General features: G+C 68.3%; 10 protein-coding genes, 1 tRNA gene and 1 pseudogene. 6 read left to right on the forward strand and 6 right to left on the reverse strand.

Annotated elements, in window-relative coordinates; translation table 11 throughout:
- Positions 1-17: 17 nt before the first annotated feature.
- The 6 genes from ACP7AG_RS04270 (at position 18) to ACP7AG_RS04295 (ending at position 5,263) form a co-directional block, all read left to right on the forward strand.
- Positions 18-1,007, forward strand: coding sequence for an RluA family pseudouridine synthase (locus tag ACP7AG_RS04270; RefSeq protein WP_426011301.1), 990 nt, complete (start codon positions 18-20; stop codon positions 1,005-1,007).
- A gap of 94 nt (positions 1,008-1,101) precedes the next feature.
- A complete protein-coding gene (locus ACP7AG_RS04275; protein WP_426029892.1) occupies positions 1,102-1,833 on the forward strand; it encodes a hypothetical protein in 732 nt (243 codons plus the stop codon).
- A gap of 128 nt (positions 1,834-1,961) precedes the next feature.
- Positions 1,962-2,804 carry an MBL fold metallo-hydrolase gene (locus tag ACP7AG_RS04280; protein WP_426011024.1) on the forward strand — a complete coding sequence of 281 codons (843 nt, stop codon included), beginning with the start codon at positions 1,962-1,964 and terminating at the stop codon, positions 2,802-2,804.
- 67 nt (positions 2,805-2,871) lie between these two features.
- Positions 2,872-3,297, forward strand: coding sequence for a PaaI family thioesterase (locus tag ACP7AG_RS04285; protein ID WP_426029895.1), 426 nt, complete (start codon positions 2,872-2,874; stop codon positions 3,295-3,297).
- A 124-nt stretch (positions 3,298-3,421) separates the two neighbouring features.
- Positions 3,422-3,511, forward strand: a tRNA-Ser gene (locus tag ACP7AG_RS04290).
- An 84-nt stretch (positions 3,512-3,595) separates the two neighbouring features.
- Positions 3,596-5,263, forward strand: coding sequence for a glycoside hydrolase family 13 protein (locus tag ACP7AG_RS04295; RefSeq protein ID WP_426029897.1), 1,668 nt, complete (start codon positions 3,596-3,598; stop codon positions 5,261-5,263).
- Between the two features lie 112 nt (positions 5,264-5,375).
- On the opposite strand, the pseudogene ACP7AG_RS04300 reads toward ACP7AG_RS04295, so the two are convergent.
- The 6 genes and pseudogenes from ACP7AG_RS04300 to ptsP form a co-directional block, all read right to left on the reverse strand.
- Positions 5,376-5,510: pseudogene (locus tag ACP7AG_RS04300) on the reverse strand (alpha/beta fold hydrolase); the annotation flags it as partial.
- Between the two features lie 371 nt (positions 5,511-5,881).
- Positions 5,882-6,610, reverse strand: coding sequence for a DUF6445 family protein (locus ACP7AG_RS04305; protein ID WP_426029899.1), 729 nt, complete (start codon positions 6,608-6,610; stop codon positions 5,882-5,884).
- A complete protein-coding gene (locus ACP7AG_RS04310) occupies positions 6,607-8,205 on the reverse strand; it encodes a tryptophan halogenase family protein (RefSeq protein ID WP_426011017.1) in 1,599 nt (532 codons plus the stop codon). Before ACP7AG_RS04310 ends, ACP7AG_RS04305 begins: the two co-directional genes overlap by 4 nt.
- Positions 8,202-9,767 (reverse strand): tryptophan halogenase family protein, encoded by a 1,566-nt coding sequence (locus ACP7AG_RS04315; RefSeq protein WP_426029901.1) that lies wholly within the window; start codon positions 9,765-9,767, stop codon positions 8,202-8,204. The genes ACP7AG_RS04310 and ACP7AG_RS04315 overlap by 4 nt, the downstream gene beginning before the upstream one ends.
- Before the next feature lie 34 nt (positions 9,768-9,801).
- The gene (nagE, locus tag ACP7AG_RS04320) at positions 9,802-11,598 is read right to left on the reverse strand and encodes an N-acetylglucosamine-specific PTS transporter subunit IIBC (RefSeq protein WP_426011014.1); all 1,797 of its coding nucleotides are present in this window, start codon (positions 11,596-11,598) and stop codon (positions 9,802-9,804) included.
- Positions 11,599-11,601: 3 nt separating this feature from the next.
- Positions 11,602-14,124 carry a phosphoenolpyruvate--protein phosphotransferase gene (gene ptsP / locus ACP7AG_RS04325; protein WP_426029903.1) on the reverse strand — a complete coding sequence of 841 codons (2,523 nt, stop codon included), beginning with the start codon at positions 14,122-14,124 and terminating at the stop codon, positions 11,602-11,604.
- Positions 14,125-14,134: the final 10 nt, after the last annotated feature.

Below are 14,134 nucleotides of genomic sequence, written 5' to 3' on the forward strand. Positions count from 1 at the left end.
ACGCCTTGGAAACGGGCATGCCGGCCGGTGAGACCCTGCGGATCGAGATCGGCCCCGACCTGGCCGGCCAGCGGCTGGACAAGGCCTTGGCCACCGCCGCTCCGACCCTTTCACGGGCTCGCCTGCAAGCCCTGATGGCGGAGGGCCAGGTGTCGCTGGCGATCCCCGGCAAGACGCCCGTCCCGCTGACCAGCGGCTCGGCCAAGGCCGTGGCCGGGACCTATGCGGTCAACATCCCGCCCCCGACCGCCGCCGAGCCCCTGCCCGAGAACATCCCGCTGAGCGTGCTCTATGAGGATGCTTATCTGATCGTCATCGACAAGCCCGCCGGCATGGCCGCCCACCCGGCGCCGGGCTGCGAGACCGGCACCCTGGTTAACGCCCTGCTGCACCACTGCGGCGACAGCCTGTCGGGGATCGGCGGCGTCGCCCGCCCCGGCATCGTCCACCGGCTGGACAAGGAAACCTCCGGCGTGATGGTCGCGGCCAAGACCGACGCCGCCCACCAGGGCCTGTCGGCCCTGTTTGCCGAGCACGACATAGACCGCATGTACCTGGCCCTGACCCGCGGCGCGCCTAGCCCCGCCGTCGGCACGATCCAGACCCAACTGGGCCGCTCGCCGGGCGACCGCAAGAAGATGGCCGTCCTCAAGTCCGGCGGCCGAGAGGCGACCACCCACTACCGGGTCGAGAAGACCTTTGGCGGCGGCGGCAAGCACGCGCCCCTGGCGGCCCGCGTCGCCTGCCGGCTGGAGACCGGCCGCACCCACCAGATCCGCGTCCATATGGCCAGCAAGGGCAGCCCCTGCCTGGGCGACCCGGTCTATGGGGCCGGAGCCCCCGCTGCGCCGGTCAAGGCGGCGATCACGGAGATCGGGTTCGCCCGCCAAGCCCTGCACGCCGCCGTGCTGGGCTTCGTCCACCCGATCACCGGCCAGACCCTGCGGTTCGAGACGCCCCTGCCGCCGGACATGGCGGCGCTGGAGGCCGCCCTTGAAGCGCTGTGACTCCGCCACCAGCTTCGCCTTGCGGCCACGCAACATTCAGGCCCTAATTCGGCTCACGGCCGGGTCCAGGATGGAAAGGTCGGAGGTCTTGTCCATGCTCGCGTCCCGTTTCGCCCTGGCTGTCGCATTTCTGGCCGCGCCGCTGGCCCTGCCCAGCCTGGCCGTGGCCGCTACTCCTGACGACGAGGTCGTGGCCACCGCCTCGCGCGTCGCCAAGCCGCCCACCGAAGCCGAGATCGCCAAGGCCCAGGCCGACGCGAAAGCCAAGGCCGAGGCCGCCCGCAATGCTGAGCCCGTGAGCACCCAGGACCAGGTCGCCGCCTGGCTGGCCGACGCGCCGCCGATCGAACGCGGCGGCGGCGGCCCGCTCGACTACGCGGCGCCGCCGAAAGTGGACGTCAACGGCTACGCCCTGGGTCCCGACGGCAAACGCCAGATGCACGGCGAGGCCGGCGTCAGCGTCGGCACCGGCGGCTATCGCAGCGCCTATGTCTCCACCCTGATCCCGATCGGCGAAGCCAGCACCTTGGGCGTCGCCGTTTCCAAGACCGAATACGGCAAGAACGGCCGGGGCTACGGCTACGGGGGCGGCTACGGCGGCGGCTACGGCTATGACGGCTTGGGCTATGGCGGCTACGGCCGAGGCGGCGGCTCGCAGTCCTTGGCCCTGTCACTCGACATGCGCGGCGGCGGACGGTCACGCGACGACACGCCCGAAGGCTGCGCGCCAGGCTTCCGCGACGGCGATCGCTATGTCGAACCCGTCTGGGTGACCCAGATGCGCGGCGACGCCCGGAGTTGCACGGCGGCGGCCGAACGGCCCTAGCCCCGCGCGACCAATCGCCCCAATCTTGTTTCGGCGCGGACGACCTGGATCGGCGTTCGCCTATACTTAAGAGCTTGCGGTCAAGGTGCCGGCCTGGACCAGGCTCCAGGGCACTGTCGAGCGTACGCATGCAGCCGGAAATCACCGCTTTCCACCACCCCGCCACCGGGCGGGTGACCTATCTGCTGGTCGATCCAGCCACCCAGTTGTGCGCCTTCATCGACCCCGTGCTCGACTATGATCCCCAGACCCAGGCCGTCGATACGACCTTCATGGACGCCATCATCGCCGATATTCGGGCCAAGGACCTGGGTCCGACCTGGATCCTGGAGACCGGCGTCCATACCGGCCACCTGTCCGCCGCCGGTCACCTCAAATACGAGACGGGCGCCTCGATCTGCACCGGCGCGGGTGTCCTGGAAAGCCTCAAGCGCCTGGTCCCGGTGCTGGGATCCGACGGCGTCGATCTTGACGGCTGGGACTTCGACAAGCTGGCCCAGGACGGCGAGGTCCTGCCGATGGGCGGGATCGAGATCACCGCCATCGCCCTGCCGGGCCGCCTGCCCGGCGCCACCGCCTACCAGATCGGCGACGTGGTGTTCACCGGTTCCGCTATCCTGCCGCCGGACCAGGGTCTGGACGACAGCGACGCCCCCGGCGCCGACGCGGCCGGTCTGCACGCCGCCGCTAGGCGGTTGCTGGATCTGCCGCCTCACACCCGCCTGCTGACCGGCCAGGTCGGCGCCGAGGCCGACGCCTGGGAGGCCACTGTCGCCGACCACAGGACCACAAATATCGACGCCGGCGATTCCGTCCCCGCCGAGGCCTTCGTCGCCCGCCGCGCCGCCGCACCGCCGTCGCCCGGCCCGTTGGCGGCGCCCGCCCTGCAGGTGGGAATCCGCGCCTTCCGCCTGCCCCCGCAAGGCGACGACGGCCTGCGCTTCCCGCCGATCGATATCAGTTCCATTTAAAAACCCACTTGCGTGTCGGCCAGGCGATCCCTTAGATGCTTCGTACACGAAGCAGTGAGGACGCCGCATGGCCGATCAAGATTTCAGCGCTGCCCTGACCACCGCCCAGGCTGACAACCTGCCCGGTCTGTTGAGCCTGGAATGGAGCCATGCGACCCGAGGCTTGGTTAGGGGACGCTTCACTGTGGCCAGCCGCCATATGGCCCCCAACGGCTTTCTTCACGCCGCCAGCGTCATCGCCCTGGCCGACAGCGCCAGCGGCTATGGTTGCGTGACCTCCCTGCCGGAGGGCGCGACAGGCTTCACGACCATCGAGTTGAAGTCCAACTTCCTCGGCACCGCTCGCCAAGGCGAGGGCGTGGCCTGCGAGGCCAAGCTGCTCCACGGCGGCCGCAACACTCAGGTCTGGGACGCCCTCGTCACCCACGAGACCACCGGCAAGACCCTGGCGCTTTTCCGCTGCACCCAGATGATCCTTTACCCTCGGGCCTAGTCCGGTCGGAAACCGCGCCGCGCGACACAAAAGCGTGTCACAAGCCCTTGCGCTCTTCCGGCGGCGCCGCTAGGTATCCCGCCCTCACTCAAGGCTGCCCCCGGGCGGCCCCTGAAGACCCCCTGGAGAGGTGGCAGAGTGGTCGAATGTACCGCACTCGAAATGCGGCGTGCCTGGAAGGGCACCGTGGGTTCGAATCCCACCCTCTCCGCCACCATCCCGACGTCAAAATCCACCCGCGACGACCATGCTTCGGCGCGGTAGCGTTCCATCCGCACATTGAGACGGGGAGCGCTGCGTGAGCCTTGACGATGAAGCGACGCCCGGCGCCACCCGCCCCTGGTGGAAGGACGCCGTTGTCTATCAGGTCTATCCACGCTCGTTCCTCGACTCCAACGGCGACGGGATCGGCGATCTTCCTGGGGTCACCGCCCGGCTCGACTACCTGCAGGATCTCGGCGTCGATGTGGTGTGGCTCAGCCCGCACTTCGACAGCCCCAACGCCGACAACGGTTATGACATCCGCGACTATCGCCAGGTGATGGCGGACTTCGGGACCATGGCCGATTTCGACGCCATGCTGGCCGGGATGACGGCCCGTGGCATGCGGCTGATCATCGACCTGGTGGTCAATCACAGCAGCGACGAACACGCCTGGTTCGTCGAGAGCCGCAAGAGCCAGGACAACCCCTATCGCGACTACTACATCTGGCGCGACGGCAAGGATGGCGGTCCTCCCAACAACTATCACGCCTTCTTCGGAGGGCCAGCCTGGACGCTGGATCAGGCGACAGGCCAGTACTACCTGCACTATTTTGCCGCCAAGCAGCCGGACCTCAACTGGGAGAATCCCAAGGTCCGCGACGAGGTCCATGACCTGATGCGGTTCTGGCTCGACAAGGGGGTGTCGGGGTTCCGGATGGACGTCATCCCGTTCATCTCCAAGCAACCCGGCCTGCCCGACCTGACGCCCCAGGAGCGCCGCGCGCCGCAGTTCGTCTATGCCGCCGGGCCCAAGCTGCATGATTACCTGAGCGAGATGCGTCACGAGGTGTTGGCGCACTACGACACCCTGACGGTCGGCGAGGCGTTCGGGCTTACGCCCGACGCGGCCCAACACATGATGGACAGCCGCCGCAGCGAACTCGATCTGGTGTTCAATTTCGACATCGTGCGGATGGACATCGACGGCTGGCGCAAGACGTCCTGGACCCTGCCCCGACTCAAGGCGCTCTACAGCCAGCAGGACGCGGCGGCCGGGCCGTTCGGCTGGAACACGGTGTTCCTGTCCAACCACGACAATCCCCGCGCGGTTTCGCACTTCGGCGACGATGATCCCGAGTGGGTCGAGCGTTCGGCCAAGGTTCTGAACACCCTGATCCTCACCCAGCGCGGCACGCCGTTCCTCTATCAGGGCGACGAGCTGGGCATGACCAACTATCCGTTCCAGACCCTGGACGACTTCGACGACCTGGAGGTGTCCGGTCGCTGGCGCGACCTGCAGGGTCGGGTGTCGGAGGCGGAATATCTAGCCAATGCCCGGTCCATGGGCCGCGACAACGCCCGCACGCCTATGCAGTGGACGGACGATCCACACGGCGGCTTCACGCTCGGGACGCCGTGGCTGGCGGTCAATCCCAACGCGGCGGCGATCAATGCGCGAGACCAGGCCGGGCGGGCAGACGCGGTGCTAAGCCACTGCCGCGACCTGATCGCGTTCCGGCGGGGGTCCGTCGATCTGCGGGAGGGGGACTATGAGGATCTGGATCCCGACCACGCGCAGGTCTTCGCCTATCGGCGCGGCGAAGGCTTGGTGGTGATGCTCAACTTCGGGCGAGAGGCGGTGGCTTACACGCTTCCCGACCACCTGACGGTGGAGGGCGTGGCGTTTGGCGAGGCGGTGGTCGAGGGTCGGATCGTGACGCTCGACGGGTGGACGTCGGTGATCCTGGCGATCCGGCTCTAATCACCAGACCTCCAAAAACGTTGTCATCCCGGACAAGCGCGTCGCGCGCCGATCCTGGATGACAACCGCCGAGAGGAAAAGGCGTCCGCCGGAGACCGACGCCTTTCAATCTTCAGTTTCGAACCTCCGGATGGGTCGTGCACATGCCGTGCGGCAGGCCCGGATAGGTCTTCAGCGTGCCCTTCTTGAGCAGCTTGATGCCGATCAGGGCGGCGTCGGCGATCGGCACGATCTGGTCGTCATCGCCGGTGGTGACGAAGTCGCTGCTCATGGTCTTGTCTCCTGAAGCTTGTGGCGACGCCTTGAGCGTGGCTGCGGACGATACTGCGGGCGCCCGTGACGGCAGGGCCGCCATCAGGGCCAAGCTGAAGCCGCTGGTGACGACGCAGCGGCGCGATGCGCCTCCCGGTCCGCCGGCGGCGTCGGTCCCGGGTTTGCTGCGGGAAATGGTCATGCGCCATCCTTCGATGTCGGTTCAGCCGGTGCCTGCGGTGAACCCAGACGCAAGCCTAGGCGATCAGGTCCGGCGGCGATTGAGTGGAATAGTCGTGACGTGCACGTCCTCTGGACGTTTGGCGACGGGCTGATCACAACGCTACCGCCGAGCCGGCGACGCGTTCAGGCCGCTTCGAAACGGAAGAAACTGTTGACCGTCAGCCGGCCCGTTCGCGGGTCCAGGCTGGCCGGATGGTCTGGCAAGACGCCGGCATGCAGCAGGCGGCTGGCATAGACGATGACCCGGTTGAAGGCCGGTTCGACGACGGCGGTCTGCTCGAACAGGGCGTTGGAACCCGCGATGTAGCCGGCCGGAACCGAGGCGGCTTCGATCTCCCGGCGCAAGGCGGCGAAATAGGCCTTGCCGCGCTCGGGTCCTATGGATTCGAAACCGGTGGCGCGGTGACGGTAAAAGGCCGTGCCGCCGTGGGGCGGTCCGCACAGATAGTGCAGAATCGCCAGTTGGTCGGGCTCGGTGGTGTCGATATGCGGCAGGCGTTGGGGCAGGCTGGCCTGGTCGGTCGGTAGGACCGCCATCGAAAGGGCGCTGGTGATGTGCGCCTTGCCCTCCGGCGGGGCGCCGAAGACCGTCGCCAGATGGGGGCGAAGGGCAGTGACCAGAGCCTGAACATAGCCGCCCGGGGATGGCGCCCGGACGCCCGGATAGAAGTTGGCCGCCGCCTTCACGGGGGCCAGGATCGCCTGTTCGGCCGCGAAATCGACCAGATGCTCGGCGCCGGTCAGCAGGCCGTCGATCACCAGCACCGGATGGCGTTCGGCGCCGATGCGCAGGGTTTCGATGCGCGGGCCAGCGGCGGCGGCGAAGACCGGTCCGGCCGCCGGCTCGCTCATCGCCGCAGGCCCTCGGCGGCCTCGGCGCTGGCGGCGTCCCCAACCTTGGTGGTGAAGCCCTGGGTGTAGACCTGGTTTAGCAAGGCCCTGTGATCGGGCAGGCCGGCGGCGGCGCGCAAGCCGGCCTCGCGCACCTTGGCGAAATCGGCCCGGGCCAGGTCGCCATGCACGTGGGCGGCGGGATCGACGGTGGTCGCAAAGCCCATCCCGTACAGAACGTACTGATAGTTGAAGTACTTGAAGCTCTCATGGAGGCTGGGGAAATCGAAGGCGTTGGGCGGTCGGTGTTTCCACATCGCAAGGTGGTCTTGCAGGCTTTCGGGGATTGAGGCCGGATCGGCGTTGTCGGTCCAGAAGCTGTTGTCGGTGCGCTGGCTGAGGCAGTAGTGCAGCTTGATGAAGTCGATCGCCCTCAGATAGCGGTCGGTCATCGCCGCGTTGAACTGCTTGGCGGTCGCCTCCATGCCGCCCCGCCGCGGCAGGTTGCGGGCCAGCATGTAAGCGGCGGCCTCGATCAGCACGATGCCGGTGGATTCGAGGGGCTCCAGAAACCCGCCCGACAGGCCCACGGCGACGCAGTTCTTGACCCAGTGGCTGGCCCGGTGGCCCACCTTCAGCTTCAGCGGCCGAACCGTCAGCCCATCGCCGGCCTTGCCGACATAGCCGCGCAGGATCTGCTCGGCCCGATCGTCCGTGGTGTGACGACTGGAATAGACATAGCCCGTGCCGCGCCGGTCGGGCAGGCCGATATCCCAGGTCCAGCCGGCCTCGTGGGCGGTGGAGATGGTGGTGGTCGCCACCGGCCCGTCTGGGCGGTCATAGGGCGCCTGCAGGGCCAGGGCGCGATCGACGAACAGCACGTCGCTCTTGTCGATCCAGGCGCTGCCCATGGCCTCGCCGATCATCGCGCCGGCAAAGCCCGTGCAGTCGATATAGAGGTCGGCCGTCAGATCGCCGTGCTCGCGCGTGGTCACCGAGCCGATCGATCCGTCCTGCGCCTTGTTGACGCTCAGCACATTGCCCAGCAGGTGCTTGATCCCGGTTTCCTTGCCGACATCGCGAAGCAGGTTGGCCAGTTTTCCCGCGTCGAAGTGATAGGCATAGGTCATCGGCCCGCCATACTGCGGATCGTCGATACGCTTGGGACCCCGCCCGGCTTCGCAGACCTTGTCCTGCAGGGTGACAGCGCCGGAAAACGGGACGCCGCCCGCCTCGCCCATCAGCCAGTATGGCGCCAGGTCCAGGCCGCCGTTCAGCAACCGGGGCGAGGCGAAGGGGTGGTAGTAGTGGCTGTGCACACCATCCTTGGGCGCGGTCTTCCAGTCGACGAACCGGATACCCTGCTTGAAGGCCGCCCCGGCCTCGCGCATGAACCGCGCCTCGTCGACGCCGATCGTCCGCAGGGTGTTCTGGATGGTCGGAAAGGCGCCCTCGCCCACTCCGATGATGCCGATCTCGCTAGACTCTATCAGGGTGATGCGCACCCCGTCCGGTCGCATGGAGCCCAGGCGGCGAGCCAGATAGGCGGCGGTCATCCAGCCGGCCGTGCCGCCGCCGACGATCAGGATGTCATTGATCTCTGGCGTTTGGGTCATCGGCCGGCGGCAGCGCGCTGACGGAAACCGTTGCGGTAGATCTCGTCCAGCAGCGCCCGGTGATCGGGCATGGCCGCCGCCGCCCGATGGGCCGCCGACTTCAGCCGCGCGAACTCGGCCCGCGCCGCGTCGAGATGCGGATAGGCCGACAGATTGGCCGAGAGGTCGGTCTTGAAGCCCATGCCGTACAGCACATACTGGTAGTTGAAGACCTCGAAACTGTCATGGACGGTGCCGAAGTCGAACGGGTCCGGCCCACGGGTCTTCCACATCTCCAGCAGGGCCTGCAGCGAATCCGGGATCGATTCTGGCCGGGTGTTGTCGATCCAGAAGTCGCTGTCGGTGCGCTTGGTCAGGCAATAGTGCAGCTTGATGAAGTCCAGCACGCCCTTGTAGCGCAGGCCCATGGCTTCGTTGAACAGGGCGGCGGTCGGCTCCATGTCGCCCGCGCGCGGGAACAGCCGGCCCAGCATCCAGGCGGCGGCCTCGATCAGCATGATGCCTGTGGCCTCCAGCGGCTCCAGGAAACCGCCCGACAGACCGATCGACACGCAGTTCTTGACCCACGGCGTTTCGCGATGGCCGATGGGCAGCTTCAACACGCGAGCGTTCAGCCCGTCGGCCGACTTGCCGATATAGGCCCGCAGCACCTCTTCGGCCCGCTCGTCCGTGGTGTGATCATTGGAATAGACATAGCCGACGCCTCGGCGCTCGGGCAGGCCGATGTCCCAGGTCCAGCCGGCTTCGTGGGCGGTGGAGATGGTGGTGCTGGCCACTGGGGCCTCAGGGTCATCGTGCGGGACCTGGATGGCCACGGCGCGGTTGACGAAAAGGGTGTCGCTGTCGTCGATGAACTTCACGCCCATAGCCTCGCCGATCAGCTTGGCCGAGAAACCACTGCAGTCGACATAGAGGCCGGCGGCCAACTCGCCATGCTCACGGGTAACCACGGCGGCGATCGCGCCGGTCTCGTCCAGTCGCGCGCCCTGGACATTGCCGATCAGGTGGCGGACGCCCAGCTCCTTGCCGACGTCGCGCATCAGCACGGCCAGCTTGCCGGCGTCGAAATGGTAAGCGTAGCCAAGCGGACTGGAATATTGCGGATCGTCGATCAGCTTGGGGCCCTTGCCCGCCTCGCAGACCGTGTCCTGCAGGGTCACCGCCTCCGAGAACGGCGTATCCCCGGCGCAGCCCAGCAGCCAGTAAGGCGCCAGGTCCAGGCCCCGCAGCGTGTGGGGCCGGCTGAACGAGTGGTAATAATGGCTGTGGGCGTCGCCGACGGGGCCGGTGGTCCAGTCGACGAACTTGATGCCCTGTTTGAACGAGGCCCCGGCCCCGCGCATGAACCGCGCCTCGTCGACGCCGATCTCGCGCATGGTGGTCTGGATGGTGGGGATCGTGCCCTCGCCCACCCCGATGATGCCGATCTGCGACGACTCGATCAGCGTGATCTTCACCCCATCGGGACGGTTGGCCCCCAACTTGCGGGCCAGATAGGCGGCGGTGATCCAGCCGGCCGTGCCGCCGCCGACGATCAGCACTTCATCGATCGGTTTCGTCACGTCGTTCCCCTTCCCGTCAGCCGGATCGTTTCCATCACCCAGGCAGCAGGCAGCGCACCGCCTCGCAGATCCGCTCGGCGTCAGGACCCAGCACGACGTGCACCGAGCGCTCGCCGACCCGGACCACGCCACGTGAGTCCAGGGCTCTCAGCGCCGCCTCGTCGACGGCGGCGTTGTCGCGGACCACCAGGCGCAGGCGGCTGGAACAGGCGCCCACCGTCTCGACATTGGAGAAGCCGCCCAAGGCGCTGACCAGGCCCTCGGCCCGGCTGTCATCAATGGCGGTGGGTAGGGCGACCGCTGCCGCGGCCTTGGTCGCGGCAGGCTTGGGCGGCGCTGGCCTGCCCATGGCGGCGCGGATTTCACCGGCCACTTGGTCGGCGACCGGGCCGAGGACGACCTGTAGCGCCTTGTCCGACGGCCGGACCACGCCCCGCGCGCCGAGGGCCTTCAAGGCGGGTTCGCGGACCACGGCCTGGTCGACAACGATCAGGCGCAGGCGGGTGGTGCAGGCGTCGACCGAGGTCAGGTTCCCCGCCCCGCCCAAAGCGGCGACGAAGTCGGCGCCGCGCCCGCCGGCGCTGGGCCCCACCGCCGCCTCGGCGGCCAGGTCCTCGGCCGGCTCGCGGCCAGGGGTCTTGAGATCGAACTTCAGGATGAAGAAGCGAAACAGCCCGTAATAGATCCCGCCATAGACCAGGCCGATCGGCACGAGCCACAGCGGGTGGGTGGCCTTGCTGAAGTTCAGCACATAGTCGAACAGACCGGCCGAAAAGCCGAAGCCCAGCTTGACGTCGAGCAGGTTCATCAGGGCCATCGCAACTCCGGTCAAAACGGCGTGCAGGGCGTAGAGCATCGGGGCCAGGAACATGAAGCTGAACTCGATCGGCTCAGTCACCCCGGTCAGGAACGACGTCAGGGCCAGCGAGGTCAGCATGCCGCCGACCGCCTTTTTCCGCTCGGGACGGGCCGTGTGGTACATGGCCAGGCAGGCGGCGGGCAGGCCGAACATCATTACCGGGAAGAAGCCGCTCATGAACGCCCCGGCGGTCGGGTCGCCGGCCGCGAAGCGGTTGAGGTCACCCGTCGCGCCATGGAAGTCGCCCAGGATGAACCAGACCACGTTGTTGAGGATGTGGTGCAGGCCGGTGACGATCAGTAGGCGGTTGAGGATGCCGTAGACGAACAGGCCCAGGTTTCCGGAGACGGTGACCATGTGGCTCAATCCATCGACGCCGGCCTCCAGCCAATGCCAGCCGAAGCCGAACACCAGGGCCAGCAGCACCCCGCCCAGGCCGGCGGCGATCGGCACGAAGCGGCGGCCGCCGAAGAAGGCCAGATATTCCGGCAGCTTGATGGTGCTGTAGCGGTTGTAGAGCACGCCAGACATCACGCCGGACAGGATGCCGACCGGGATCGACAGCTTGCTGATCGCCTTGGCCTTCCAGGCCGCCAGGGCCAGGTCGCCGCCCTTGGCGGCCGCCGCCGCGACCACGTCGGGCGGCACGACGATCAGGGCCTGGATGCCCTGGGTGGCCACCAGATAGGCCACGACGCCGGCCAGGCCCGCCGCGCCGTTGTTCTCGCGCGCCAGACCCACGGCGACGCCGATGGCGAAGATCAGGCCCAGATTGGCGAAGATCGCCCCACCGGCGGCGGCGAAGACATTGGCGACCACCAGGGTCAGGCCGCCGGACATCGCCGCCAGGTGGGCGTGGCCCAACAAGTCGGTCTGGCCGATCCGCAGCAGCAGCGCCGCGACCGGCAACACCGCGATCGGCAGCATCAGGGCGCGGCCTAGGGGCTGGAGGACTTCGAGCGGGGACTTCATCGCTTAGGCTCCAACCTTCAGGACTTGGGCCGCGAAGGCTTTGCAGAGATCTCGGACGGCCTCGGGTGAGGTCAGGTCCAGCGCCTGGCGCGCCAGGGCCTGGCAGGCCGAAATGTCCAGGATGCGGACCAGGGCCTTGACCTCGGGCAAGGTCGCCGCTGTGGCGGAAAGCTCGGTGACGCCTAGGCCCAGAAGCACCGGCACGGCGACGAGGTCGGAGGCCAGGCCGCCGCAGACTCCGACCCAGCAATGATGCTTGGCGGCCCCGGCGCAGGTCTGGGCGATCATCCGTAGGACGGCCGGGTGGAGCGCATCGATGCGGGCGGCCAGCTCCGGATTGCCCCGGTCCATGGCCAGCACATACTGGGTCAGGTCGTTGGTGCCGATCGACAGGAAGTCGGCCTCGGCGGCCAGCAGGTCGGCGGTGATCGCTGCGGCGGGGGTCTCGATCATCACGCCCAACTGGACCCGCTCGGTGATCCCCATCTCGCGCTTGGTCTCGTCGAGCAGGGCGCGCACGGCGCGCAGCTCGTCGAGGCTGGCGATCATCGGGATCATGATCTTGCACTGGCCCAGCGGCTTGACCCGCAGTATGGCCCGCAGCTGGGTCTTGAGCAGATGCGGCCGCCACAGCGACACGCGCACGCCGCGCAAGCCCAAGGCCGGGTTCTCCTCGGCCGGGATCGGCAGGTAGGGCGCGGCCTTGTCGCCGCCGACGTCGAGGGTGCGGATGATCAGCGGGCGGCCGTCCAGGGCCGAGGCGATCGCCTGGTACTGGCGGGCCTGCTCGTCCTCGTCGGGGGGCGTTTCGCGCTCCAGGAACAGGAACTCGGTGCGCAGCAGGCCCGAGCCCTCCGCGCCATTGGCGGCGGCGGCCAGGGCGTCGTTCAGCGAGCCAACATTACCGAACACCTCGATGCGCACACCGTCGGCGGTGCGGCTCTCTTGATGGGCGGCGGCCTTGGCGGCGGCCTTGCGCTCGTGGCGGGCGGCGATGGCGGTCTGGGCGGCGGCGAGCTGCGTGGCGTCGGGGGCGATGCGCAGGCTTCCGCTCTCGGCGTCAAGGATCAGACCCGTGCCCTCGGCGACATCGAGCACGCCGGCGCCCACGGCGACGATGGCCGGAATGCCCATGGCGGCGGCCAGGATGGCGACATGCGACGTCGGCCCTCCCTTGGCGGTGCAGAAGCCCGCGACCTGGCTGGCTTCGACGCCCATCAGTTGCGAGGGCAAAAGCTCGTCGGCCAGCAGGATGGCGCCGGGCGGCAGGACGCGGGCGTCGTCTTCCTCACCCGTCAGTGCCCGGAGCACTTGGCGCTCCAGGTCGATCAGGTCATCCACGCGTTCGGCCAGGCGGCGGTCGCCCAGGCCGCGCAGGGCCTCGACATAGCCGCCGACGGCGCGGCGCCAGGCGAAGCCCGCGCTCTTGCCCTCGGCGATCAGCCGGTGGGCCGAAGCGCTCAGTTCGGGATCTTCCAGAAAGGCCAGGTGGGCGCCGAGGATTGCTTTGCGAGCGGTGTCGCCCTTGGATGCGGCCTTCTCGAGCTTGGCGCGGACCAAGGCCAGGGCGTCTTCCAGCGCGCGCCGTTCAAAGCCCATGCCGGCCCCGACCTCGGCGACGATGATGTCGGTTGAGACGAAGCGAACGGCTTGACCGATGGCCAAACCGGGGGCGGCCATGACGCCGCGCAACAAGCCGGGCTCGGCGGGGTGGGCGGGGCGTACGGCCTCGACCGAGACGGGCTCGGCGGTCGGCGGCAGGGCGGCGCTCTCGCCCATGCCGCCTTCGATCAGCTCGACGATAGCGATCACGGCATAATCGGCGTCCGGGCCGCTGGCGACGATGCTGATGCGGTCGCCATGGCGGATGGCCAGGGACATCATCCCGATCGGGCTCTTGGCGCTGGCCCTGCGGTTTACCACGACGACGGCCACCTCGGCGGCGAACTTGCGGGCGCTCTCGGCGATGCGGGCTGCGGGCCGGGCATGGATCCCGTGCTGCAGGGGCACCACGACCTCGCGCGACACCTCGCCAACGGCGACCGTCGAGGTGACCACCGCGCCATTGACCGGGGCCAGCTCCATCAGGAAATCACCCACCAACGCGGCATGGTCCTGCGCGCGGCGGATGATCTTGAAGGCGTCGGGATTGGTGATGACGATCGGGGTGATCAGGCTGCGGGCCCGCTGCGACAGCAGGTCGAGGTCAAAGCTGATCAACCGGTCGCCGGACTTCACCGCCTGACCGTCCGCGACGTGGACCTCGAAGCCCTCGCCGCCCAGGCCGACGGTGTCCAGCCCCACGTGCATCAGGATCTCGGCCCCATTGTCGGCCCGCAGGGTGACGGCGTGCCGCGTGCCGTGCACCGAGATCACCCGCGCGTCGCAGGGGGCGTGCAGGGTCGAGCCCAGGGGGTCGATGGCCAGGCCGTCGCCCAGCATGCGCTCGGCGAACACCGCGTCGGGCGTCTCGTCCAGCGGGGCGATCCAGCCCTTGAGCGGCGAGGACAGTACGAGATTGGACACGGACGCTTCC

Source organism: Caulobacter sp. DWP3-1-3b2, assembly GCF_049896325.1.
GTDB lineage: Bacteria > Pseudomonadota > Alphaproteobacteria > Caulobacterales > Caulobacteraceae > Caulobacter.